Annotated in this window: 21 protein-coding genes; 17 read left to right on the plus strand and 4 right to left on the minus strand. The window is 61.0% G+C overall.

Going from position 1 to position 23,081, the window contains the following annotated elements; translation table 11 throughout:
• The 14 genes from waaC (at position 1) to NF676_RS03065 (ending at position 14,785) form a co-directional block, all read left to right on the plus strand.
• The gene (gene waaC / locus NF676_RS03000) at positions 1 to 1,062 is read left to right on the plus strand and encodes a lipopolysaccharide heptosyltransferase I (protein WP_252887209.1); all 1,062 of its coding nucleotides are present in this window, start codon (positions 1 to 3) and stop codon (positions 1,060 to 1,062) included.
• The gene (locus tag NF676_RS03005) at positions 1,062 to 2,183 is read left to right on the plus strand and encodes a glycosyltransferase family 4 protein (protein WP_041477621.1); all 1,122 of its coding nucleotides are present in this window, start codon (positions 1,062 to 1,064) and stop codon (positions 2,181 to 2,183) included. The genes waaC and NF676_RS03005 overlap by 1 nt, the downstream gene beginning before the upstream one ends.
• On the plus strand, positions 2,183 to 2,989 hold the full coding sequence (gene rfaP / locus NF676_RS03010; protein ID WP_056787471.1) for a lipopolysaccharide core heptose(I) kinase RfaP: 807 nt from the start codon (positions 2,183 to 2,185) through the stop codon (positions 2,987 to 2,989). The genes NF676_RS03005 and rfaP overlap by 1 nt, the downstream gene beginning before the upstream one ends.
• Positions 2,989 to 3,723: a lipopolysaccharide kinase InaA family protein gene (locus NF676_RS03015; protein ID WP_041477623.1), complete on the plus strand. Its 735-nt coding sequence runs from the start codon at positions 2,989 to 2,991 to the stop codon at positions 3,721 to 3,723. Before rfaP ends, NF676_RS03015 begins: the two co-directional genes overlap by 1 nt.
• Positions 3,720 to 4,472 carry a lipopolysaccharide kinase InaA family protein gene (locus NF676_RS03020; protein ID WP_252887210.1) on the plus strand — a complete coding sequence of 251 codons (753 nt, stop codon included), beginning with the start codon at positions 3,720 to 3,722 and terminating at the stop codon, positions 4,470 to 4,472. Before NF676_RS03015 ends, NF676_RS03020 begins: the two co-directional genes overlap by 4 nt.
• Complete coding sequence (locus NF676_RS03025) at positions 4,472 to 5,923, plus strand: lipopolysaccharide kinase InaA family protein (protein WP_252887943.1); 1,452 nt, start codon at positions 4,472 to 4,474, stop codon at positions 5,921 to 5,923. Before NF676_RS03020 ends, NF676_RS03025 begins: the two co-directional genes overlap by 1 nt.
• A 180-nt stretch (positions 5,924 to 6,103) precedes the next feature.
• Positions 6,104 to 6,433, plus strand: coding sequence for a YceK/YidQ family lipoprotein (locus NF676_RS03030; protein ID WP_370695111.1), 330 nt, complete (start codon positions 6,104 to 6,106; stop codon positions 6,431 to 6,433).
• 172 nt (positions 6,434 to 6,605) lie between these two features.
• The gene (locus NF676_RS03035; protein WP_024011327.1) at positions 6,606 to 8,363 is read left to right on the plus strand and encodes a carbamoyltransferase family protein; all 1,758 of its coding nucleotides are present in this window, start codon (positions 6,606 to 6,608) and stop codon (positions 8,361 to 8,363) included.
• The gene (locus NF676_RS03040) at positions 8,347 to 9,477 is read left to right on the plus strand and encodes a glycosyltransferase (protein WP_252887211.1); all 1,131 of its coding nucleotides are present in this window, start codon (positions 8,347 to 8,349) and stop codon (positions 9,475 to 9,477) included. Before NF676_RS03035 ends, NF676_RS03040 begins: the two co-directional genes overlap by 17 nt.
• Positions 9,477 to 10,373 carry an antimicrobial resistance protein Mig-14 gene (locus NF676_RS03045; protein WP_252879313.1) on the plus strand — a complete coding sequence of 299 codons (897 nt, stop codon included), beginning with the start codon at positions 9,477 to 9,479 and terminating at the stop codon, positions 10,371 to 10,373. Before NF676_RS03040 ends, NF676_RS03045 begins: the two co-directional genes overlap by 1 nt.
• A gap of 8 nt (positions 10,374 to 10,381) precedes the next feature.
• Entirely contained in the window at positions 10,382 to 11,782 is a 1,401-nt protein-coding gene (locus NF676_RS03050; protein WP_252887944.1) for a PIG-L deacetylase family protein, read from the plus strand.
• A gap of 81 nt (positions 11,783 to 11,863) precedes the next feature.
• Complete coding sequence (locus tag NF676_RS03055) at positions 11,864 to 12,820, plus strand: glycosyltransferase (protein WP_095180987.1); 957 nt, start codon at positions 11,864 to 11,866, stop codon at positions 12,818 to 12,820.
• Positions 12,821 to 12,874: 54 nt separating this feature from the next.
• On the plus strand, positions 12,875 to 13,636 hold the full coding sequence (locus NF676_RS03060) for a glycosyltransferase family 2 protein (protein WP_252887212.1): 762 nt from the start codon (positions 12,875 to 12,877) through the stop codon (positions 13,634 to 13,636).
• 54 nt (positions 13,637 to 13,690) lie between these two features.
• Positions 13,691 to 14,785, plus strand: coding sequence for a glycosyltransferase (locus NF676_RS03065; protein ID WP_252887213.1), 1,095 nt, complete (start codon positions 13,691 to 13,693; stop codon positions 14,783 to 14,785).
• On the opposite strand, the gene NF676_RS03070 is transcribed toward NF676_RS03065, so the two are convergent.
• The gene (locus NF676_RS03070) at positions 14,780 to 15,346 is read right to left on the minus strand and encodes a lipopolysaccharide kinase InaA family protein (protein WP_224787295.1); all 567 of its coding nucleotides are present in this window, start codon (positions 15,344 to 15,346) and stop codon (positions 14,780 to 14,782) included. The genes NF676_RS03065 and NF676_RS03070 overlap by 6 nt on opposite strands.
• 150 nt (positions 15,347 to 15,496) lie before the next feature.
• Here NF676_RS03070 and NF676_RS03075 point away from each other — a divergent pair, with 150 nt between their 5' ends.
• From NF676_RS03075 to hldE, 3 genes are all read left to right on the plus strand, one after another.
• Positions 15,497 to 16,669 carry an O-antigen ligase family protein gene (locus tag NF676_RS03075; RefSeq protein ID WP_252887214.1) on the plus strand — a complete coding sequence of 391 codons (1,173 nt, stop codon included), beginning with the start codon at positions 15,497 to 15,499 and terminating at the stop codon, positions 16,667 to 16,669.
• 15 nt (positions 16,670 to 16,684) lie between these two features.
• Positions 16,685 to 18,490, plus strand: a complete 1,806-nt coding sequence (gene msbA / locus NF676_RS03080) for a lipid A export permease/ATP-binding protein MsbA (RefSeq protein ID WP_016771984.1) — start codon at positions 16,685 to 16,687, stop codon at positions 18,488 to 18,490.
• Between the two features lie 99 nt (positions 18,491 to 18,589).
• Positions 18,590 to 20,011: a bifunctional D-glycero-beta-D-manno-heptose-7-phosphate kinase/D-glycero-beta-D-manno-heptose 1-phosphate adenylyltransferase HldE gene (gene hldE, locus NF676_RS03085; protein ID WP_041477636.1), complete on the plus strand. Its 1,422-nt coding sequence runs from the start codon at positions 18,590 to 18,592 to the stop codon at positions 20,009 to 20,011.
• Positions 20,012 to 20,089: 78 nt separating this feature from the next.
• Here the strand turns inward: hldE and NF676_RS03090 are convergent, their stop codons facing one another.
• Genes NF676_RS03090 through NF676_RS03100 form a run of 3 tightly spaced genes read right to left on the minus strand, consistent with a single transcriptional unit; the run spans position 20,090 to position 23,075 of the window.
• The gene (locus NF676_RS03090) at positions 20,090 to 21,058 is read right to left on the minus strand and encodes a hypothetical protein (RefSeq protein ID WP_041477637.1); all 969 of its coding nucleotides are present in this window, start codon (positions 21,056 to 21,058) and stop codon (positions 20,090 to 20,092) included.
• Between the two features lie 32 nt (positions 21,059 to 21,090).
• Complete coding sequence (locus tag NF676_RS03095; RefSeq protein WP_252868688.1) at positions 21,091 to 21,903, minus strand: aldo/keto reductase; 813 nt, start codon at positions 21,901 to 21,903, stop codon at positions 21,091 to 21,093.
• Positions 21,900 to 23,075, minus strand: coding sequence for an NAD(P)/FAD-dependent oxidoreductase (locus tag NF676_RS03100; RefSeq protein WP_252887215.1), 1,176 nt, complete (start codon positions 23,073 to 23,075; stop codon positions 21,900 to 21,902). The genes NF676_RS03095 and NF676_RS03100 overlap by 4 nt, the downstream gene beginning before the upstream one ends.
• Between the last annotated feature and the right edge of the window lie 6 nt (positions 23,076 to 23,081).

Below are 23,081 nucleotides of genomic sequence, written 5' to 3' on the forward strand. Positions count from 1 at the left end.
TTGCGGGTATTGCTGATCAAGACCTCATCGCTGGGCGACGTGATTCACGCGTTGCCGGCGCTGACCGACGCCGCCCGGGCCATTCCCGGAATCAAGTTCGACTGGGTGGTGGAAGAGGGCTTCGCCGAGATTCCGAGCTGGCACCCGGCGGTCGATAAAGTGATTCCGGTGGCGATCCGCCGCTGGCGCAAGAATCTGTGGAAAACCATCACCAGCGGCGAGTGGAAACGCTTCAAGCAAAGCGTGCGCGCCAATAAATACGATCTGGTGATCGACGCTCAAGGCCTGCTGAAAAGTGCCTGGCTGACCCGCTACGTCAAAGCCCCGGTGGCCGGCCTCGATAAAACCTCCGCTCGCGAGCCGATGGCTGCGCGCTTCTACGATCGCAAACTCGCCGTCGCCCGTGGTCAGCACGCCGTCGAACGCGTGCGCCAGTTGTTCGCCATCGCTCTGGGTTACGACCTGCCCAAAGGCCTCGGCGATTACGGCCTCAACGTTGAACGACTGGTCGAGTTGCCGCGCAAGAACGCCTACGTGGTGTTCCTGCATGGCACCACTTGGGACACCAAGCACTGGCCGGAACTCTACTGGCGCGAGCTGACCGAGCGGGTCGGCTACCTCGGCGTTGGCGTCAGGCTGCCATGGGGCAACCCTCAGGAAAAGGCCCGCGCCGAACGCATCGCCGCCGGCTTCAAGCACGCTGAGGTGCTGCCGAAACTCAATCTGGCTGGCGTTGGCAAAGTGCTCGCCGGCGCGCAGGCTTGCGTGGCGGTGGACACCGGGCTCGGCCATCTGGCCGCTGCGCTGGATGTGCCGACCATCTCGTTGTTCGGCCCGACCAACCCGGGCCTGACCGGCGCTTACGGCAAGCTGCAGATTCATCTGGCCAGCGACTTCCCGTGCGCGCCCTGCATGCAGAAAAAATGTACCTATCAACCGACCGCGCAGGATGCCCGTCAGTTTGACCTGAAACGCGAGCAGCCTTTGTGCTTCACGCGTGTGAACCCCGAGCGTGTCGCCAGCCGACTGAGCACGTTGTTAATGGCTGAGGAGCTGCGCTGATGCAATTGGCATTTGTCCTGTACAAATATTTCCCGTTCGGTGGCTTGCAGCGCGACTTCATGCGCATCGCTCTCGAATGCCAGAAGCGCGGCCATCAGATTCGCGTCTACACGCTGATTTGGGAAGGCGACGTGCCCCCGGGTTTCGAGGTGCTGGTGGCGCCGGTCAAAGCGTTCTTCAACCACCGTCGCAACGAAAAGCTCAGCGCGTGGATGGCAGCGGATCTGGCCAAGCGTCCGGTCGATCGCTTGATCGGCTTCAACAAGATGCCGGGCCTGGACGTCTACTACGCCGCCGACGGCTGCTTCGAAGACAAGGCGCAGAACCTGCGCAACTCGCTGTACCGCCGTTGGGGCCGCTATCGCCACTTCGCCGAGTATGAGCGCGCGGTGTTCGCCAAAGACGCGAAGACCGAAGTGCTGATGATTTCCGAAGTGCAGCAGCCGCTGTTCATCAAGTATTACGACACGCCGCTCGAGCGCTTCCACCTGCTGCCGCCGGGCATTGCCCAGGATCGTCGGCGGCCGGCGGATGCCGATGAGATTCGCGCCGGTTTCCGCGCTGAATTCAATCTCAAGGACGACGAGTTGCTGCTGGTGCAGATCGGCTCCGGCTTCAAGACCAAGGGTGTCGATCGCAGCCTCAAGGCGCTGGCCGCGCTGCCGGCCGAGTTGAGAAAACGCACCCGGCTGTTTGTAATCGGCCAGGATGACCCCAAATTGTTCCAGATGCAGAGTGCGACGCTGGGCCTGGGCGACAATGTGACCTTCCTCAAAGGGCGCAGCGATATCCCGCGTTTCCTGCTCGGTGCCGACCTGTTGATCCACCCGGCCTACAACGAAAACACCGGCACCGTGCTGCTTGAAGCACTGGTGGCCGGTTTGCCGGTGCTGGTCAGTGCGGTCTGCGGTTACGCCCATTACATCGCCGAAGCCGATGCCGGGCGAGTGCTGGACGAGCCATTCGAGCAGGCGCAGCTGACCCGATACCTGACCGAGATGTTGAGCGACGACGCTGCACGGGCGGCCTGGAGCCGCAACGGTCTGGCCTTCGCCGAGACGGCCGACCTCTACAGCATGCCGCAGCACGCGGCGGATGTGATTCTGGCGGAGCACGCTTAATGAAGTTGATGCTGGCTGAACCGTTCAAAAGCCTTTGGGCCGGACGCGACCCGTTCGCCGAAGTCGAAGGCTTGCAGGGCGAGGTGTACCGCGAGCTGGAAGCGCGCCGGACATTGCGCACGGAAGTCGACGGCAACGGGTTTTTTGTGAAAATCCACCGTGGCATCGGCTGGGGCGAGATCTTCAAGAACCTGCTGACCGCCAAGCTGCCGGTGCTCGGCGCGGGTCAGGAGTGGAAAGCCATTCAGCGTCTGCAGGAAGCCGGCGTGCCGACCATGACTGCCGTCGCCTACGGCGAGAAAGGCAGCAACCCGGCGGATCAGCATTCGTTCATCGTCACCGAAGAGCTGGCGCCGACCATCAGCCTCGAAGACTTCAGCATTGACTGGGTCAAGCAGCCGCCGGAGCCAACACTCAAGCGCGCATTGATTGCCGAAGTCGCGCGGATGACGGGGATGATGCACCGCGCCGGGGTCAATCACCGTGACTGCTACATTTGCCATTTTCTGCTGCACACCGACAAACCGGTCACGCCGCAGGATTTCAAACTCTCGGTGATCGATCTGCACCGAGCCCAGACCCGCGCAAAGATCACTCAGCGCTGGCGCAACAAGGATCTGGCGGCGCTGTACTTCTCGGCGCTGGACATCGGCCTGACCCGTCGCGACAAACTGCGTTTTCTCAAAGGCTATTTCCAGCAACCACTGCGGCAGATTCTGGCGGAAGAAGCGCCATTGCTGAGCTGGCTGCAAGGCAAGGCCGACAAGCTCTACGAGCGTAAACAGCGTTACGGGGATGCGCTCTGATGGCGGGTTGGACACTTGAGCCGCAGTACGGCGAACTCGCCGAAGATTTCGGCAGCCTCGAAGCCGTATTTGCCTTGCAGGGCGAACGCCTCACCCGCGATCCGCTGTCGGAGGTGGTTCGGGTGCAGCGCGACGGCGTCAATTATTACGTCAAACGCTACGTCGGCGCCGGTAAGGGCCTGCGCCGTTACCTCGGCAAGCCGCGCGTAAAAATGGAATGGCAGAACCTCAAGCGCTTCGCCAAGTGGGGCATCCCCACGGCCGAGGTGGTGGCCTGGGGGCTGGAGCGGCGGGGCGCGGCCTATGATCGGGGCGCGATGATCACCCGTGAACTGCCCAATACCGAAGACCTTTCGGCACTGGCCGAGCGCAAGGATCCCAGGCTCAAGGATCGCGCCTGGGTCGACGGTGTCAGCCAGCAATTGGCCGGTTACACCCGGACCATGCACGACCATCGGTTTACGCATAACGATTTGAAATGGCGCAACCTGCTGATCGACGATCAGGCGCGCATCTTCCTCATCGACTGCCCCAACGGCGAATTCTGGCGCGGCTTCTGGCTCAAGTACCGGATCACCAAGGACCTCGCCTGTCTCGACAAACTGGCCAAATATCACCTGTCCAACACCCAGCGCCTGCGCTTCTACAAGCAGTATCGCCAGTGTGATCGGCTCGATGTCGCCGACAAGAAACGGATCCGCCATGTGGTGAGATTTTTTGAGGGGCGCGAATGACTGATTTTCTTGCCGAACAGGACCGCGCACTGCTGGAGCGCCACGGTCTCGGCAATTTCGATGCACTGTGGGCCAAACAGCTTGAAGCTGTGGATGAGCCCAACACTGCCGGTGGCGGCTGGAGCAGCGTGTTCCGTCTCGATCTTGAAGGCCAGGGCTATTACCTCAAGCGCCAGAGCAATTATCTGACCCGCACCTTGCAGGCGCCGTTTGGCGAACCGAGCTTTGCCCGCGAATTTCGCAACATCAGCCGTTATCGCAAGCTGGGCATTCCGGCGTTGCAGGCGGCGTTTTTCGGTGAGCGCAAGGTCGCTGGGGAAGTACGCGCCATTCTGCTCACCCGTGCACTGGACGGCTGGAGCGACCTGGATTCGTTGCTGGCGCGCTGGACGCAGCTCAGTGCCGCTCAGCATTCGGAGATTCTCAAGGCTTGCGGGCTGTTGGCGCGGCGGCTGCACGGCGCGCGTCAGGTGCATGGCTGTTTCTATCCCAAACATATTTTCCTGCGCGCCACCGGCGACGGCTATGAGGCGCAACTGATCGATCTGGAGAAAACCCGGCCGTTGCTGTTCGGCATGCGTGATCGGGTCAAGGATCTGGAACCGTTGCAACGGCGAGCGCCGCAATGGAGCGAGGCAGACTTGCGCCAGTTGCTCGCGGCTTATCTCGATCAGCCGACTGACAGCTCGCTGCTCGACAGCTGGCTGAGCCGACTGACAGCGCGGCGCAGCCACAAGGAGACCCGATGATGCAATTGTCCGAGCTGGCCCGCTCCGGGCGTACCCCCTCACTGCCGCTGACCGTGACGCTGGCGGACGCCGCCGGTGTTGCGGATTTGCAGTTGCTGAGCCTGCTGCGGGTGTTGCCCGGGCAGCGCTATGTTGGCGCCGGCGTCTGGCGCGGTCGGCCGGTATTGGCCAAGTTGCTGGTCGGCAGCAAGGCCGCCCGGCATTTTCAGCGGGAGCTGGACGGTGTGCGCCTGCTCGCTGCGCAAGGTCTGACCACGCCGCTGCTGTTGGCCGATGGACTGAAAGACGGTGAGGGTGGCTGGCTGCTGTTCGAATTCCTCGAGGGTGCCGAGAGCCTCGGTGATGCCTGGGCCGAGGTCGAGTCTCTGCCGGCACTGGCCGATGAGCAGACCGCCGTTCTGGCCGAAGCGCTTGACGCTATCGGTCGGATGCATGGCAAAGGACTCTGGCAGGAGGATCTGCACCTGGACAATCTGCTGCGTCACGGCGGCCAGTTGTACCTGATCGATGGCGCCGGAGTTCGTGCGGAAGCGGCGGGCCAGCCATTGTCCCGACAAAAAGTGCTGGAAAACCTCGGGGTGTTTTTCGCTCAGCTTCCGAAGTCACTCGAGCCGTTCACCGAAGAGTTGCTGGTCTATTATCTGTTGAGCAACAGCGAACATGCTTTGCCGCTGGAGGCTCTGCAGAAACAGATCGACAAGGTGCGCAGTTGGCGGCTCAGGGACTACCTGAACAAGGTCGGCCGTGAATGCACGCTGTTTGCAGTGCAGCGCGGTGCATTTGCCCTGCGCGCCGTTCGCCGTGAAGAAGCAGCGGCCATGCTGCCGGTGCTTGAGCAGGCCGACGCCTTGCTTGATCAGGGGCATCTGTACAAGACCGGCGGCGCGGCCAGCGTCGGCAGAGTCGAGGTGGCCGGGCGAGCTCTGGTTATCAAGCGCTACAACATCAAGAATTTCGCCCATTGGCTCAAGCGCTTCTGGCGCCCGAGCCGGGCCTGGCATTCGTGGCGTGAAGGTAATCGCCTGGCGTTCCTGGGCATCGCCACGCCGAAACCGCTGGCGGTACTGGAAAAGCGTTTTTTGTGGCTGCGCCGCAGTGCCTATCTGGTCACCGAGTTCCTGCCCGGGCCGGACATCATCGAGCGCTTTGCGCCGTACGTGGAAAATGGCCAGGCACCGGAAGCCGAGTTGCTGGCGCTTGATCAATTGTTTGCCCGATTGATCGCCGAGCGCATCAGTCATGGCGACTTCAAAGGCCACAACCTATTCTGGCAGACGGATCGCTGGGCGCTGATCGACCTCGACTCCATGTGTCAGCACTCATCGGTCGGCAGTTTTGCCCCAGCTTACGCCCGCGATCGCGCGCGGTTCATGCGCAACTGGCCTGAAAGCAGCGCGTTGTACCAGGTCATTGATCAGCGGTTGCCGAAAGAAGTCTCCAGCGCAGGGTGATTCCTTCTCACGAGCAGACTCGTTCTTGCAATGGACCTGGTCCACTGCGAAACGGAGTCTGTGGGCAGTAGCGGACAAAATACAGCGATCTGTCCTACAACTTCTCCAGAAGCCATGAACTGTGCCCTGCTCGGGCTCGATGCTAATTTGCCTGACGATCTCGGAGGGCGAATCTTGAGCATGAAAAAAATTCTGACGCTGGGCGTAATGTCTGCAGTTCTCTCAGGCTGTGGCAGTGTCTCGACCGTTTTGCAGGGCGACGCCGATGCTGCCCGTGACCTGCGCAAAAAGAAGACCTACTGCCAGTCGATTCCGCGCATCTACAGTGGCCTGGCCTTCGATTTTTGCACGCTGAATGCGCCGCCTGATCCTACGGGCATGCTGGCGCCCTTTGTGTTGCTTGATCTTCCGCTGTCCGCCGTGTTCGATACGCTTTCGTTGCCTTACACGGTCTATCGGCAGATTACCGATTCAAATCTGAGTATTTACTGGCGCAGAGACGGCTATTGAGTCGTTGGACTCGTTGAATCGGATCAATCGCGCAGGCGGCAATTCGTACAAGGTAATTCCCGTCATGTTTACGCTATAATCCCGCCCTTTAGCTGCCACTCGCCCTGTGCGAGGGCACATCAATTTTCAAGGCGCATCGCGCCTGCATGCAGACTAAAGAGGCTAGACCCCTGTGGCATTGACGATTCTTGGCCTGTCCGGCGCCCTTAGCCATGATCCTTCCGCAGCCTTGTACATCGACGGCAAGCTGGTCGCGGCGGCTGAGGAAGAGCGCTTCGTACGCGATAAACATGCAAAGAACCGCATGCCCTACGAATCGGCGAAATTCTGCCTTGAGCAGGCCGGTATCAAACCTTCCGACGTTGACGTGGTGGCGATTCCATTCGCCCCGATCAGCCTGTTCGGCAAGGCCCGCTGGCACTACGCCAAGCGCTACTGGTACGCCCCGGATCGTGCTCTCGATGCGATCCTGATGGGCAACCGTCGCTACAAGCGCTATCGCAACAAGATCGTCTGGTGCCTCGAGCAACTGGGCTTCGATCCGAAGAAAATCAAGATCGAGCCGGTCGAGCATCACCTGGCTCACGCCTCCAGTGCTTATCACTGCTCCGGTTTCAAGGAAAAAACCGCAATCCTCGGCATCGACGGTAAAGGCGAATACGCCACGACCTTCTTCGGTTACGGCGAAAACGGCAAGATCCACAAGATCAAGGAATTCTTCGACCCGGATTCCCTCGGTGGTTTGTACGGTGCGATCACCGAATTCCTCGGTTTCGAGATGCTCGACGGCGAGTTCAAGGTCATGGGCATGGCGCCATACGGCGATGCCAGCAAGTACGATTTCTCGCGTCTGGCCTCGTTCGAAAATGGCGAGCTGGTGATCAACACCGACTACGCCAACGTGATCGGCCTGCGTCGCTATAAAGAGAAGGGCAAGGGTTTCTACTTCTCGCCGAAGCTGATCGAGTGGCTGGGTCCGAAGCGCGAAGGCGACATTGCCGACGAGCCGTACATCCACTACGCCGCGAGCATGCAAGCACTGTTCGAGAAGCTCGCGTTGCAGATGATCGACCACTATCTGGGCGACGTGCTCAAGGAAACCGGCAAACTGGCTTTCGCTGGTGGCTGTGCGTTGAACGTCAAGCTGAACCAGAAAATCATCGCTCGCGACGACATCAAAGAGCTGTTCGTACAGCCTGCGTCCGGCGATGCCGGCACCGCAGTCGGCGCTGCCGCTTACGTGTCGCACGCCCGTGGCGTACCGGTCGAGAAGATGGAACACGTCTATCTCGGCCCGTCGTACAGCAACGAGGACGTGATTGCTGCGTGTGCCCGTCACGAGAACAAGCCGACCTGGCGCAAGCTCGACAACATGCCGGAGCAGATCGCCCAGATCATGGTCGATGGCAACCCGGTCGCCTGGTTCCAGGGCCGTATGGAATTCGGTCCGCGCGCGTTGGGTGGTCGTTCGATCATCGGTTGCCCGAGCGTGGCCGGTGTCGCCGACCGCATCAACCATCAGATCAAGTTCCGCGAGCGCTGGAGGCCTTTCTGCCCGTCGATGCTCGACACCGTCGCTCCACAGATGATCAAGATCGATCACCCGGCGCCGTTCATGACCTTCACCTTCGAAGTCGCCGAAGAATGGAAAACCCGCGTGCCGGAAGTCGTTCATGAGGACGGTACTTCCCGTGCCCAGGTGCTCAAGCGCGAATACAACCCGCGCTACTACGACATGATGAAGGCGCTGGAAAACCTCACCGGTAACGGCGTGTCGCTGAACACTTCGCTCAACCGTCGTGGCGAACCGATGATCTGCTCGCCGACCGACGCGCTGAACATGTTTTTCGGCTCGGATCTGCAGTACCTGATCATGGAAGACATTCTGGTGGTCAAAGAGGGCGCCAACGCTTATGACTCGCTCGGCTGAACGCCATGTGCTGCAGTTCTGTCACGGCTATGACGGGCCGTTCCTGGACTGCGCGCGGCAGTACGCCAGCCTGTTTGCCGGCACCGGCTATCGGGTGACCACGGTGTTTCTGACCGGGGCCGCCGATAGCGAGGTGGCCGCAGCGTGTGCTTCCGATGAAGTGTTGTTCATGGAGTACAGCTCCAAGGCCATTCGTGGCCTGAAACTGGGGGCTATCGGCGATCTGCGCAAGATCGTCGCCTCACGCAATTTCAGTCTTTGCATCGCCCATCGCTTCAAGCCGATCTATATCGCCTTGCTCGGCACATCGCTGCCGGTCATTGGTGTGCACCACGCGTTCGGCGATTACCAGCGTGGGACGCGCAAGTTGTTCGCGCATATTTTCCGCCAGCGCCTGAGCCTTCTCGGCGTGTCGGATGCAGTGCGTGACGACATGCGACGCTGCCTGCCGAAATGGCCGGCAAGCCGAATCCAGACGTTGTACAACCGCATCGATGTGCCTGCACTGCAAGCCCGTCAGGTACCTTCCGAAGAAGCGCGGCAGATCCTCGGGCTGTCGCCGGATGCCTGGATTGTCGGCAACGTCGGCCGCCTGCACCCGGACAAGGATCAGGCCACGTTGCTGCGCGGGTTTGCCCAAGCGCTGCCAGGCCTGCCGGCCAACAGTCAGCTGGTCATTCTCGGCAGTGGTCGCCTGGAGCAGGATCTCAAGGGGCTGGCCCGTGAGCTGGGCATTGCCGACCGAGTGCTGTTTCTCGGTCAGGTGCCCGATGCGCGCAATTATTTCCGCGCCTTCGATGTGTTCGCCTTGAGCTCCGATCATGAACCGTTCGGCATGGTCTTGCTGGAGGCCATGGCCGCCGGCTTACCGTTGCTGGCCACCGCGTGCGGCGGGGCGAAGGAAGTGGTGGAGGGTGTGGGCATCCTGTTTCCATTGGGCGATGCCGAACATCTGGCTCAGGGGCTGCAACATCTGGCCGCGATGGATGAGCCGCAGCGTCGTCAATGTGCGCAGATGATGCTCGAGCGACTGCATGAGCGTTTCTCCGACCGTGCGGTGCGCGAGACCTTCTGGCGCCTGCCGCCAGTTACCGATCTGGCAACGAGGGGCTGATGCTCAACCGATTTCAAGGCTGGCGCGAACGTGGCTGGTCGCCCGTTGACGCCTCGACCTACGCCACTGCCTGGCAACGTTATGGCGGCAGTGTCGCGACACATCCGCTGGTCATCGAGCGCCTGGCGGACCTGGCCGGGATCCCGGTGCGTTATCTGGCCTGGCAGCAGCAGGGCGAGGTTAAAGCCGCCATCGCTACCTGGGGGCGCGACCTGGCTCTGTCCAAGGACGTGCTCAAACGCAACGGCAAGAAAGGCCTGTTCGACCTCGGCAATGCCGAGCTGATCCTGCCAGCCGCCGTCGATGCTCAGGCACCGCTGCGGCATCGGGCGCGCTATCTGTCGGCACTCAACGAAGGCCGTTTCAGTGGCCTGAAGTTGCAGGCTGAGCAACTGGCCATGGCCCGCACGCCGGAAGAGTTGTCGAAAAAGTTTCGCTATAACCAGCGTCGAGAGCTGCGTCTGCTGGAAGAAGCGGGCGGTGTGGTGCGAGCGGTCAGCGAGTTTTCCAGCGTTGAGCTGGCCGCGATGTACTGCGATCTGTTTCAGCGCCGCTGGGGCTTTCCGGCGACCGGCGCGGCGCGCATGGCCGAGGTCATCGAGTTGCTGCGCGAGTTGCTGATCGGCTCGGTCATTTTCCTCAACGATGCGCCGATTGCGATTCAATTGGTCTACCGCGTTGAGGCGGCAGAATGGATCAGTGTCGAATACGTGAATGGCGGCGTGGATCCCGAAACCCGCGAGTTCAGCCCCGGCAGCGTGCTGAGTTTTCTCAATACGCAAAGCGCCTGGGAACACGCACGGGCACTCGGCAAGCCGCTGCGTTTTTCATTCGGGCGCGCTGACCGTGAATACAAGGACCGCTGGTGCAACCCTGTGCCGGTGTTCACCGTATGAGTCAGACCATGAGCCGCAAACAGCAATTGCTCAGACGCCATCGACGCAACAAGCGCGTGGCCATGTTGGTCGCGCTGGCCGCCATCATCGCGCTGAGCGTGCTGGTCGCCTGGTGGCTGGCGCCGGTGTTGCTGATTGGCGGCTGGATCGCCCATGAGGCGTGGTTTGCCGATCATCTTTTCTACGCGCCCGGCGACGATTACCAATACAGCTTCCCGGCGTATACGCCGCAGCCTAAGGTGCATCTGAACGGCGAGCAGTTGCGTCTGGATGAAGGGGTGATGCTGGCTGACGAAGCCGTGCTGATTCTGGCTGTACAGGTCAAAAGCACTTGGCTGGGACGTTTTCTTGATCCTTTCATCGAGTTGTCGGGTGGCGCCAATCCTGACGTGCAGACCTTTGAACGCGGTGTCGGCGGCCTGCGCTATCTGAACCTGAGCGGTCAGGCGCAAGCGTTGTCCGAAGGAGTATTGCGTCTGCGCGGCCGTTTCTGTCGAGTGTCGGGCGAGCCGGTACTGTGGGCGCTGGAACACGCTGATTATCGTCGCCAGCGGGTCATGGTCATTGCCCCTCACGCCGACGATGCGGAGCTGGCGGCGTTCGGGTTGTACAGTCAGGCCGATGAAGCCTGGATCGTCACCCTGACCGCTGGCGAAATCGAGGCCGAACATTATCAGCAGATGGGCATGAGCAAGGTCGACGCCGCGCGGCTGAAGGGACGCTTGCGCGCCTGGGACAGCCTCACCGTACCGCAATGGGCCGGTGTCCCCCAGGAACGCTGCGTGCAGTTGGGCTATTTCTGCCTGCAACTGGCCGCGATGCGGGACAAGCCGGAGCAACCGGTGGGTTCGCGCGAAGCGGATTTGAGCGATACCCGTCTGTTCCGTCAATTCAATCGGTTTGTTCTGCCAAGTGACGCCGATGGCGCGCCGACCTGGAGCAATCTGCTGGCTGATCTGCGCGAAACAATGCTGCGCGCGCGTCCGGACGTTATCGTGCTGCCGCATCCGACGCTGGACCCGCACCCCGACCACATCTGTGCGCAGCAGGCTGTACTTGAAGTGTTGGGGGGGCTGGACTGGCAGCCGACGCTGCTCGGTTATGCCAACCATCTGCACGATAACGACCGGTGGCCGATGGGCAATAGTGGCGATGGCGTGGCGCTGCCGCCAGCCTTTGATGCTGGCGTGCCGGTGCAGCCTGTATGCCTGACGTTGTCCGTGGATCAGCAGCGTGACAAGGCAATGGCCCTGGGCATGATGCATGACCTGCAGCCGCCCGCGCCGTTCAAGCGTCGCTTGCGTCGAAGCCTGCAGCGATTGCTGGCTGGGCGCGCCGGTTCGCCTTATGGCGAAAACGAATTTTTCCGCAAGGCGGTTCGGCGACACGAACTGTTCTGGCGTTTGTAACGACACAGGAGCCCGCGCAAGACTGTCTTGCAGGCGGGCATGTTCAGGTTTGCTCGGGTTGCTGTTGCGGCAAGGAAGACAATGAAAGTTCTATTTCTGGTGCAGAAAGATCAGCGGGCCATCCTCGATCGCTTGTATGAGGGTGTCGCCGCCCATTGTGATTGCGACCTGCGCTGGTTGAGCGGCGAGGAGCAGCGCAATCTGCGGCGATATTTCCGCCGCGAAGTCGACGTTTCCCGCTATGACCGCATCGTATTTTTCCTGCGCTTCAAGCAGGAGATCCGGCAGGTCGGGTTTATCCGCACCATCCCCAATCTGGTGATTCTGGAGCACGATGCCTATCAGAATTACATCCCCTGCAAGTACACCGGCAAGTTCAGTGCGCACTATCGGCGTTTGCCGTGGGCACGGGTGATCAGTTCCGGTTTCGTGGTGGCCGAGCGCCTGCGCTCGGAGGGCTTCGACGCCGTGTTCGTGCCCAAGGGCTACGATCAGACGCAATTGCAGGACCAGGGGCGCGAGCGGGATATCGAACTCGCCTTCGTCGGCAGCACCAACAGTGTGGCCTACAGTGGCCGCAAGGCGCTGCTGGATGAACTGGGCCAGGTCGAGCCGCTGCTGGTGACGCGGACCAAGTCCGGGGCTGAATACCTGGAAACGCTCAACCGTATCCGCTTTTTTGTCAGCGCGGACGTGGGCATGGGCGAGTTCATGATCAAGAACTTCGAAGCCATGGCTTGCGGCTGCGTCCTGCTGGCCTATGATCAAGGCGCCGCCGAAGCTGCGGCGCTGGGTTTGCAGGACATGCACAACGTGGTGTTCTATCAGACGATCGCGCAGTTGCAGGAAAAGCTGGCCACGCTGCGCGAGGATCCGCAACTGGCGCAACGCATCGCTGACAACGGTCGCGAACTGGCGGTGGAGCAGTTCAGCTTCGCGCGGATCGGTCAGCGCATCGTTGAAGAACTTGAGCCGCCGTTGCGTGATCGGGCGCCGCTGAGCCTGCTGGAAAAAATCCGCCTGAAAGTGGGCATTTGACAAGTGTCATATAGCCAGTGATATTGCTGGCGACTTCTGATTAACGAGATATCGGTGCAATTTTCCAAAGAAAGCCAGATTACATTGGTGGTTACCAGCTGCGGTCGACTCGATCTGCTCAAGGCCACTCTCGATAGCTTCGACCGGTACAACACGGCACCCATTCGTGAAGTGTTCATCACCGAAGATGCCGGCGACGAAGGCGTTGCCGGGATTCTGCCTGCCCACTGGAAAGAACATTGCACGGTCTTCGTCAATCGTCCGAAGCTGGGCCAGTTGGCATCGATCGACCTGGCCTACGGACACGTCAGCACCCCCTACATTTTTCATTGCGAAGATGACTGGGAGTTCTACCGTCCGGGGTTCGTCGAAGACTCGATGACCATTCTGCAAGCGCGGCCGGAAATTCTGCAGATCTGGTTGCGCAGCTATAATCACGATCTGCGGGTTCACAGTCCTTACATCCATTTGGGCGCGCGCGAGATTGTCGATGGCGTTGCGTGTTATCCGCTGATTTCCGACAAGCCGGAGTGGCAGGGGTTCTCGCTGAACCCTGGGTTGCGTCGACTTGAGGACTATCGGTTGTGTGCGCCTTTCGCCGGCCATGGTGGCGAGAAGGCCTTGTCACAGCGCTACTCACAACTGAACAGGGACGCCTTGATACTCGAGGCAGACGCGGTCATGCACACCGGTTTCGGTCTGCACGTGCAAACGGATGTCGAGCGTGAACGCAAAGCGCGCCGCAATCGCCGCGAACAGATCAAATTTGCCTTGTTTCTGTTGCTGGGAGTCTGCATTGGCTGGTTCATCAACTGAGTTCGAGTACCGCGCAGCTTGTCCCCGCAAATCCGTGCAACGGCTTTCTGCCCTATGAATATTCTCAATATCATGTGGGCCGGTGGCGCTCCGTTCGCATCAATCCATAAAGTGCATCAGCAGATACTCTCTCAGGCTGCGCCGTCGGCGGTGGTCAAAACCTGGCTGCTCCAGGGGCAGGGAGCCGAGTGCGGCGTGGATGTCGGTGAGGTCCGGGAGTGGCAGTTATCGTCAGCCCGCCTGAAGGGCCGGCATTTCTGGCGTTTGGCCAAACCCGTGATGCGGGCGAGGTTTCGCCAGGCGCTCGTGGACAGTGACGCTCGATTGCTGCTGCTGGACGGCATGGGTGTCGCACGCACGTTATTACCGGTCCTCAAGAAACTGCCGCATATCCGCGCGGTAGTGATCTTCCACGGTTCGGCGCGTTTGAATGCCGGCGACCAGGCTCTATTCCAGGCAATCCCTGCGTCCCGGCTGACATTGGTTGCCGTCTCCAGCACCCTTGCCGATTCACTGGCCCGCGATCTGCAGATGCCTGTCACCGCGCTGCGAAGTGCGTTCGATCCTGAGGCGTTTCGCGCTGACCTGTTCACCCGCGAGCACGCCCGGACACGGTTGGGTTTGCCGCAAGGCGATGCGCCAGTATTGGGCGCCGTAGGGCGGCTGGTCTCCGAGAAGGGGTTCGGTTATCTGCTGGATGCCTTTGCCGCAGCACTCGACAGCCGCCCGAACTTGCGCCTGGTCATTGTTGGCGAAGGCTCCAAACGCGCGGCGCTGGAGCAGCGCATCGACGCGCTTGGCTTGCAGGAGAAGGTCTTGCTGACTGGCCATCTGAGCGAAGCAGCGCAGCTTTATCGTGCGTTCGACTGGGTTGCCATCCCTTCGCTGGAAGAGGGCTTGGGTCTGGTGATGCAGGAGGCGGTGATGGCCGGCGTACCGGTGCTGTGCAGCGATCTGGAGGTGTTCAGCGAACAGCTGGGCAGCGCCGGCTGGTATGCGCCGGTCAATGACACGAAAGCCTGGGCCGAGGCCATCGACCGCGCCTTCAGTGCCTCATCTCAAGCGATCAATGCCGAGCAGTACAGGATGCTCGCTCCGGACGAGGCCTGGTCGAGCTTCAGCCAGGCTGCCCGCGCATTGTTTTCATGACGACAAGACCGCGCGCTCAAGTGCCTGCATCGGAAAGCTGTCGTTCAGCTTTTCGCGCGCAATATAGCGGGCGAAATGTTGCAGGTTGCGTTTGATCAAGCGCTTTGGCAGCGGTCCGCGAGTAAAGCGCATGTCGGCAACATCGATCAGGCCCATGCGGTTGTCTGGTGTGACCACGATGTTGCCAAGATGCAGGGAGCGGAAATAGATGCCCGAGCGGTGCAGGCTGCGTATCAGTTCGGCCAGATCCGGCAATGCCTGAGTCCAGTTGAAACCTTGTTTTGCGGCGATCTGGCGCAGCGTTTGCCCTGGCAGAGGCTCATACAGCACGGCGGTCATGCCTGGTTTCTCAAGGCGAAAGAACTGCAGGATCTGCAAGGTCGGCACGCCGAGTTTGTGCAGCTCGACGGCATTGTCGATGAATCGCTTCGAGTAGGGGCGAAACAAGGCGGATGAAAAAAACCTTTTGCGACGAAACAGTTTGAGAATTTTCCCATCCTGCAGCAGGTAGACTTTCGGGCCATAGCTGTCCGCTTCCAGAACTTTGGCGGCGTCGATCATTTGGTCTAGAGCGGCTTGTGAGAGCCGGGAGCATCGCATCGTAGGAAGCCTTGTCGAAAGTGCGGGGTGTAGTAGCGGGCAATGATGCCGAAAAGTTTCGATTTTAACCATGCCGCGTCGCATGGGCGAACCCTTGTCAGGAGCAGATTGATGCAGGAAACACGCTGGGCGCAACTATGGATGGCGATGGGGCTCTTGTGGTTTTTACTGGCTATTGCCGTAGCGCCCACCAACAAGGTCTACCAGCAGGGGCTGGTGGCTCTCGTCTGGTTGCCGGCGCTAGTGCTGGGCTGGGCTGCGCGGCACCGCGTCAGAGAAGTGCTCCATGAACAACGCTGGATCTACCTGCCATTGCTCGGATTGCTGGTCTGGTCGCTGATCAGTCTGGCATGGACAAACGCACCGGAAACGGGCCGCGAGGCCAAGCGTCTGTTGTATATCGTGGTGTTCCTGCTGTTTTTTCCGGTGTTCGCCAGCGGACGCCCAGAGCGATTGATTCGTCTCATGCAGTGGGGCGGGCTGGGATTGGCAGTAACTGCGCTGGTGGCCATCGTCAGGTTTTACGTCATCGAAGGTAACGCCTGGTCTGCCCGGGTGGAAGGGCTGGGTGAGCTGGCGCATCCGATCCTCGGCGGCTATGTCATCGGCCTGGCGGCGGTGTGGCTGGCCCTGTGGGCGCCGCGTGGCGTGATGTGGCAAGGGGTCTGGACACTGGCGTTGGCGGTGCTGGGTATCTTTGTACTGATGAGTCAGAGTCGAGGCGCGGCGCTGGCGTTGTTTCTGACCATCCTGGCCATGCCGATCTGGTGTCGTGACCGCCACAGCCGAATCGTCGCAGCCGTGGCCCTGGTGGTGGCGATTGTGGCGCTGTGGCTGTTCGAACCGTTGGTGCTGGCGCGCGGAGTTTCCTTTCGTCCGCAGATTCTGATGGCCTCTCTGGATATGATTGCCCAACATCCCTGGGGTGGGTTGGGCCTGGGTGGGGACTACAGGGTTTTCTGGTCGGGCATGATCTTCGATCACGCCCACAATCTGTTCACCCACGTTGCGATCGTGCTGGGTCTGCCGGGACTGCTGTTGTGGTCTGCCGTCTGGTTCGCCGTTATTTTCCAGGCGTGGAAAGTTCGGGAAACGCTGTATGCCCGGGGGATCATCGGTATCTGGCTGTTCTCGACACTGGCGATGCAGTTCGACGCTGCCAGCCTCACCGGCACCCCGCGCGCCGAGTGGTTCATCAGCTGGCTGCCGTTGGGGCTTGCCAGCGTTTTGGTATGGGCGCGGGCCAATGGCAGCGCTTGTGATAAAATTTCGCGTTCTTCTTAACCAGTGAGCTCTACGATGACTGACGCACCGCCCAAAGCGGAACAGGAATCCAGCCTGAAAATCTACTTTCGGCTGTTGGGGTACGTAAAACCCTATATCGGTCTTTTCCTGCTGAGTATCGTGGGCTTCGTGATCTTTGCTTCCACGCAACCAATGCTGGCCGGGATTCTCAAGTATTTTGTCGATGGCCTGAGCAACCCGGAAGCGGTGCTCTTCCCCAACGTTCCCTATCTGCGAGACGTGCAATTGCTGATGGCTGTGCCGTTGCTGATCATCCTGATCGCAGCGTGGCAAGGCCTCGGCTCGTTTCTCGGCAACTATTACCTGGCGAGGGTTTCGTTGGGGCTGGTGCATGACCTGCGTATCGAATTGTTCAACAAGCTGTTGGTATTGCCCAATCGCTATTTCGATACCCATAACTCGGGTCATCTGATCTCGCGCATCACTTTCAACGTGACCATGGTCACCGGCGCCGCCACGGATGCCATCAAAGTGGTGATCCGCGAAGGCCTGACCGTGGTTTTCCTGTTCGCCTATCTGCTGTGGATGAACTGGAAACTGACTCTGGTGATGCTGGCCATTCTGCCGGTGATCGCGTTCATGGTCGGCAACACCAGCAAGAAATTCCGCAAGCAGAGCAAGAAGATTCAAGTGGCCATGGGCGACGTCACCCATGTGGCTTCCGAAACCATTCAAGGCTATCGCGTCGTGCGCAGTTTTGGTGGCGAAGCTTATGAGCAGCAGCGTTTTGCGGCGGCCAGCCAGAGCAACACCGACAAACAGTTGCGCATGACCAAGACCGGCGCGGTGTATACGCCGATGCTGCAGCTGGTGATCTACACCGCCATGGCCGTACTGATGTTCCTCGTACTGTTCCTGCGCGGTGATGCAACGGCCGGTGATCTGGTTGCCTACATCACAGCTGCCGGGTTGCTGCCCAAACCGATCCGGCAATTGTCTGAAGTCAGCTCGACCATCCAGAAAGGCGTGGCCGGCGCCGAAAGCATTTTCGAGCAACTCGATGTTGAACCGGAAATCGACACAGGTACGATCGAGCGTGATCGGGTCAGTGGCCATCTGGCGGTGAACAACCTCAGCTTCACTTACCCGGGCACTGAACGGGAAGTGCTGAAAAACATCAGCTTCACCGCGTCGCCAGGTCAGATGATCGCCCTGGTCGGGCGTTCCGGCAGCGGCAAATCGACGCTGGCCAGTCTCATTCCGCGCTTCTATCACCACGAGACCGGCGAAATCCTGCTCGATGATGTCGAAATCGAGGACTATCGTCTGCGCAATCTGCGCCGCCATGTAGCGCAAGTGACCCAGCACGTGACGCTGTTCAACGACACCATCGCCAACAACATCGCTTACGGCGATCTGGCAGGCGCGCCTCGCGAAGATATCGAGAAAGCCGCCAGGGATGCATTTGCCATGGACTTCATCGCGCAGATGCCTCAAGGCCTGGATACCCAGGTCGGCGAGAACGGTGTGCTGTTGTCTGGCGGACAGCGTCAGCGCCTGGCGATTGCCCGGGCCTTGCTGAAAAACGCCCCGCTGCTGATCCTCGACGAAGCGACGTCGGCCCTTGATACCGAGTCCGAGCGGCACATTCAGGCGGCACTCGACCATGTCATGAAAGGCCGCACCACGCTGGTGATTGCCCACCGTTTGTCGACCATCGAGAAGGCCGATCTGATCCTCGTCATGGATCAGGGCGAGATCGTCGAACGCGGCACTCATGCCCAACTGCTTGCTCATAATGGCTACTACGCGCGTCTGCATGCGATGGGGCTGGATGCTCCGGCTGAAGACATTGCCTGATCTGCAGATGAGGGTGGGCCAGCCTCACCCTCGTGTATTCCCGGCGCGCGCGATCCTGTTAATATCGCGCCCCTGTTCATTTTGTATGTGGGTTGCTCCATGAAATTGTCGATGCCGCGATTCGATCAAGCCCCTGTCTTGGTGGTCGGCGATGTCATGCTCGACCGTTACTGGCATGGCGGAACCTCACGGATTTCTCCTGAAGCGCCGGTGCCGGTGGTCAAGGTCGAGCAGATCGAGGATCGCCCGGGCGGTGCCGCCAACGTTGCGCTGAACATTGCCGCGCTGGGTGCGCCGGCATCGCTGGTGGGCGTGACCGGCGATGACGAAGCCGCCGACAGCCTGAGCAACAGTCTCAAGGGCGCGGGCGTGCGCGCCTTGTTTCAGCGCATCGCGCACCAGCCGACCATCGTCAAGCTGCGGGTTATGAGCCGGCACCAGCAGTTGCTGCGTATCGATTTCGAAGAAGTGTTCGCCACCGATGCTCTGGCACTGGCCGCGCAGGTTGACGGGTTGCTTGAAGGCATCAAGGTGCTGGTGTTGTCGGATTACGGTAAAGGCGCACTGAAAAATCACCAGGCCCTGATCCAGGCCGCCCGTGCCAAAGGTATACCGGTATTGGCTGATCCGAAGGGCAAGGACTTTTCGATCTACCGCGGTGCCAGCCTGATCACACCGAATCTCAGCGAGTTCGAAACCATCGTCGGTGGTTGCGCCGATGAGCACGAACTGGTGAGCAAGGGCGCCGTCCTGATGCAGGAGCTCGACCTCGGCGCGCTGCTGGTGACCCGTGGTGAACACGGCATGACCTTGCTGCGTCCGGATCATCCGGCGTTGCATCTGCCGGCCCGCGCCCGCGAAGTGTTCGACGTGACCGGTGCCGGCGATACGGTGATTTCGACCCTGGCCGCGGCCATTGCCGCAGGCGAAGAACTGCCGCACGCCGTGGCGCTGGCCAATCTGGCAGCAGGCATCGTCGTCGGCAAGTTGGGTACCGCAGCGATCAGCGCCCCGGAACTGCGCCGCGCCATTCAGCGCGAAGAAGGTTCGGAGCGAGGCGTGCTGGGACTTGAGCAGCTGCTGCTGGCGGTTGACGATGCCCGTGCGCACAACGAGCGGATTGTTTTCACCAATGGCTGCTTCGATATCCTGCATGCCGGCCATGTCACCTATCTGGAACAGGCCCGTGCTCAGGGCGACCGCCTGATCGTGGCAGTCAACGATGACGCCTCGGTCAGCCGCCTGAAAGGCCCGGGCCGGCCGATCAATAGCGTGGATCGCCGCATGGCGGTACTCGCCGGTCTCGGCGCGGTGGACTGGGTGATCAGTTTCTCTGAAGGCACACCGGAAAACCTGCTGCGCGAGGTCAAGCCGGACGTGCTGGTCAAGGGCGGCGATTACGGAATTGATCAGGTGGTCGGCGCGGATATCGTCACCGCCTACGGCGGCACCGTGAAAGTGCTGGGGCTGGTGGAAAACAGCTCGACGACAGCGATCGTGGAAAAGATCCGCGGCCAATAAGCTCAAAAGATCGCAGCCTGCGCCAGCGCCTGCACAATTCTGTTCAGGCGCTGGCGCAGGCTGCGATCTTTTTGCTTTTCAGGAATTCACTTTCTTGCGCGGTACGATTTTCTTCAGCAGCTGCCTGGCCTTGCCGCGCAGGCGTGCCAGTCCAGTAGCCTTCTCGGGTGGCGTCAGACCCTGTTGGCGCAACCAGTCCTTCCAGCGAATCCGCTCATCGCGCACCAGCCAGCCATCCTGTCGCGCGAAGCTTTCGGCCAGATACAGACCGCGCGTACTCGCCGGATACAGTTGATCCTTTTTCAGGGTGTACAACTCGGGCAGCGGCTGGCCGTCGTGCAATGGCATCAAGTACAGGTCTGGCCGTTTGCGATCGAGCCGCGCCACCAGTTGATCGCCTTCCAGACGCTCGTCGACATGAAACAGGCTCAAGGACTTCGCCTCCTTGGGCACGTCCAGGCGCAAGTCATAGATCAATTGCAGGGACGCCGTCGGCAGATGCACGTACGCCCTTGGTCGCTCCAGCAATTGCAGGTTGGCGCAGCGCACCGGACGCGCCGAACCGGACAACGGCGTCAGGCGAAACGGCAACGCCTCACGGTAATGCAGCGCAGCGGAGTAGGGCGCCGGCAGCCAAGTCTCGTTGAAACGCCCGCCGAGCCAGCCTTCCGGGGTTTCCAGCAGGCACTCTTCGGCAATTTCCTGAATCGCCGTGTGCAGCGGAATATTCAGCTCATGGGCCGGCACGTAGCCGGAAATCAGCTTCAGTACCACGTCGCCGCGATCCTGCCGACGCTGGCGCACCAGCACCCAGTAATCACGGTTCTGCCAATGCAGGGTCAGGCGCACGGACACGCCGAGGTTGGCCAGTTCCAGGGCGAAGCGCTCGCTGTCGGCGACGCTGACCGGTTTACGCCGTTGCAGGGTCTGGGCGAAGTTCAGCGGCATGCCGACGCTCTGATAGCTCAGGCCTTCGGGCGTGGCTTCGACGAACAGCGGCAGTGTCTTGAAGTTGCTCGGGTTCTTGCGGATGAGCGTGCGCGGCATATCGGCTCCTGGCTTAAGGCCGCGGGGCGGCGTCAGTGACTACGCAGGACCTGGGCAACGGTCGCAACGTTATGGGCGAGGTGCAGCGGATTGATCGTGCCGACAATAGCACTGGCGACACCAGGCTGAGTGAACAGCAACTCGAAGCTGGCGCGCACCGGATCGACTCCCGGACTCAGACAGACATGACCGCTGGCCAGGGCTTTTTTCACCAGAATGGCTTTGCCGTGGGCAGCAGCATAGTCAATGACTGCCTTTTCGTTTTGTTCGTTCAGATTGTAGGTGACCATCGCGCAGTCGCCTTGCTCCAGCGCTTTCAAGCCACCTTCGACGGTTTTGCCGGAAAACCCGAAGCCGCGAATCTTGCCCTCGGCCTTCAGCGCCGCGAGGGTGGCGTAGACCTCTTCGTGCTCAAGGATGGCCATGTCGTTGCCGTCCGAGTGCACGAGGACCAGATCGATAAAATCCGTTTCCAGACGTTGCAGGCTGCGCTCGACCGACATTCGCGTGTGCGCGGCGCTGAAATCGTGACGCGACAGGCCATCGGCAAACTCTTCACCGACCTTGCTGACGATCACCCAGTCCTGACGCTGACCGCGCAGCAGCGGGCCGAGGCGTTCTTCGCTGCGCCCATAGGCCGGTGCGGTGTCGATCAGGTTGATGCCCAGATCGCGCGCCTGGCGCAGCAGCATGCGCGCTTCGTCATCGCCGGGAATCTGAAATCCGTTGGGGTATTTCACCCCTTGATCGCGGCCGAGTTTGACCGTGCCCAGGCCCAGCGGCGAAACCGTCAGGCCGGTGCTGCCCAGTGGGCGATGCAGTTCGTGCAGAGTGGCAATGGTCATGGCAGCAGTTGCTCCCACGCGGGTACACCGAGCGGCGGTTTCGGCAGCGGTGGCAGCGGATCAGTCGCCTGCGGCTGGATGCCGTCGCGTTGCAGCGAGGCGATAACGCGGTCGGCGAAGTCTGGCGCCAGTGCCAGTTTGGTCGGCCAGCCGACGAGCAAGCGACCTTCTTCGGCGAGGAACGCGTTGTCCGGGCGGGTCAGGCCGGTTTGCAGCGGCTCGGCGCGATCGACGCGCAGGGTTGCCCATTGCGTGGTGCTGAGGTCGATCCACGGCAGCAGTTGAGCGATTTCCTTTTGCGCGGTGGCGATCTGTTCGGCCGGCTCGCGGGCCACGCCTTCGCTTTCGGCGATGTCGCCGCCCATGTACCAGACCCACTGGCCGTCAGCGGCCGGGTGCGTGGTCACGGTGATGCGCGGCTTGGTGCCGCCGCCCAGGCAGTGCGCGTACAACGGTTTCAAGCCGGGACCTTTGGCGAGGATCATGTGCAGGGGGCGGCGCTGCATGGCCGGACGGCTCAGGCCCAGGGCTTCAAGCAGTTCGGCTGTGCCAGCGCCGGCGCTGAGGACGATGCGCTGGGCGCGGATCTCACGCCCATCGACTTTCAGGCCGACCAGTACGCCGGCGTCCAGCAGCGGCTCGATGACCTGACCGGCGAGCAGCCCGTCACCGGCCAGATCGGCGAGACGCTGGATCAGGCTCGGGACATCCACTACCAATTCGGCGAGGCGATAGACCTTGCCCTTAAAGCGCTTGTCTTGCAGGGCTGGCGGCAGTTCATCGCCCTTGACCTGATCGACCCGGCCACGCACGGCTTTGCTGGCGAAGAAACTGGTCAGGTTGCCGGCCAAAGTGCCTGGCGACCACAGGTAATGGGCTTCGGACAGCAGACGTACGCCGGACAGATCCAGCTCACCATTACCGGCCAGCGCCTCGCGCCAGCGGCGCGGCATGTCGGCGATGGCTTCCGAGGCCCCGGTCAGCGCGCCGTGCAGCGCGTACTTGGCACCGCCGTGGATGATGCCCTGGGACTTCACGCTCTGCCCGCCACCGAGGCTGGCGCTTTCCACCAGCACGGTCGAGAAACCCTGACCGCGCAGGCGCGCATTCAGCCAGAGGCCGGCGACACCAGCGCCGACAATCAGAACGTCGGTGGAAATAACGGATGGCATGCAACG

It is taken from the genome of Pseudomonas siliginis (genome assembly GCF_024072275.1).
Taxonomy (GTDB): domain Bacteria; phylum Pseudomonadota; class Gammaproteobacteria; order Pseudomonadales; family Pseudomonadaceae; genus Aquipseudomonas; species Aquipseudomonas siliginis.

What these genes read in the sequence shown, in the direction of transcription:
- NF676_RS03005 (WP_041477621.1), top strand. Translation starts at nt 1,062, where the DNA reads ATGCAATTGGCATTTGTCCTGTACAAATATTTCCCGTTCGGTGGCTTG.
- rfaP (WP_056787471.1), top strand. Translation starts at nt 2,183, where the DNA reads ATGAAGTTGATGCTGGCTGAACCGTTCAAAAGCCTTTGGGCCGGACGC.
- NF676_RS03015 (WP_041477623.1), top strand. Translation starts at nt 2,989, where the DNA reads ATGGCGGGTTGGACACTTGAGCCGCAGTACGGCGAACTCGCCGAAGAT.
- NF676_RS03020 (WP_252887210.1), top strand. Translation starts at nt 3,720, where the DNA reads ATGACTGATTTTCTTGCCGAACAGGACCGCGCACTGCTGGAGCGCCAC.
- NF676_RS03025 (WP_252887943.1), top strand. Translation starts at nt 4,472, where the DNA reads ATGCAATTGTCCGAGCTGGCCCGCTCCGGGCGTACCCCCTCACTGCCG.
- NF676_RS03030 (WP_370695111.1), top strand. Translation starts at nt 6,104, where the DNA reads ATGAAAAAAATTCTGACGCTGGGCGTAATGTCTGCAGTTCTCTCAGGC.
- NF676_RS03040 (WP_252887211.1), top strand. Translation starts at nt 8,347, where the DNA reads ATGACTCGCTCGGCTGAACGCCATGTGCTGCAGTTCTGTCACGGCTAT.
- NF676_RS03045 (WP_252879313.1), top strand. Translation starts at nt 9,477, where the DNA reads ATGCTCAACCGATTTCAAGGCTGGCGCGAACGTGGCTGGTCGCCCGTT.
- NF676_RS03050 (WP_252887944.1), top strand. Translation starts at nt 10,382, where the DNA reads ATGAGCCGCAAACAGCAATTGCTCAGACGCCATCGACGCAACAAGCGC.
- NF676_RS03055 (WP_095180987.1), top strand. Translation starts at nt 11,864, where the DNA reads ATGAAAGTTCTATTTCTGGTGCAGAAAGATCAGCGGGCCATCCTCGAT.
- NF676_RS03065 (WP_252887213.1), top strand. Translation starts at nt 13,691, where the DNA reads ATGAATATTCTCAATATCATGTGGGCCGGTGGCGCTCCGTTCGCATCA.
- NF676_RS03070 (WP_224787295.1), bottom strand. Translation starts at nt 15,346, where the DNA reads ATGATCGACGCCGCCAAAGTTCTGGAAGCGGACAGCTATGGCCCGAAA.
- NF676_RS03075 (WP_252887214.1), top strand. Translation starts at nt 15,497, where the DNA reads ATGCAGGAAACACGCTGGGCGCAACTATGGATGGCGATGGGGCTCTTG.
- msbA (WP_016771984.1), top strand. Translation starts at nt 16,685, where the DNA reads ATGACTGACGCACCGCCCAAAGCGGAACAGGAATCCAGCCTGAAAATC.
- hldE (WP_041477636.1), top strand. Translation starts at nt 18,590, where the DNA reads ATGAAATTGTCGATGCCGCGATTCGATCAAGCCCCTGTCTTGGTGGTC.
- NF676_RS03090 (WP_041477637.1), bottom strand. Translation starts at nt 21,058, where the DNA reads ATGCCGCGCACGCTCATCCGCAAGAACCCGAGCAACTTCAAGACACTG.
- NF676_RS03095 (WP_252868688.1), bottom strand. Translation starts at nt 21,903, where the DNA reads ATGACCATTGCCACTCTGCACGAACTGCATCGCCCACTGGGCAGCACC.
- NF676_RS03100 (WP_252887215.1), bottom strand. Translation starts at nt 23,075, where the DNA reads ATGCCATCCGTTATTTCCACCGACGTTCTGATTGTCGGCGCTGGTGTC.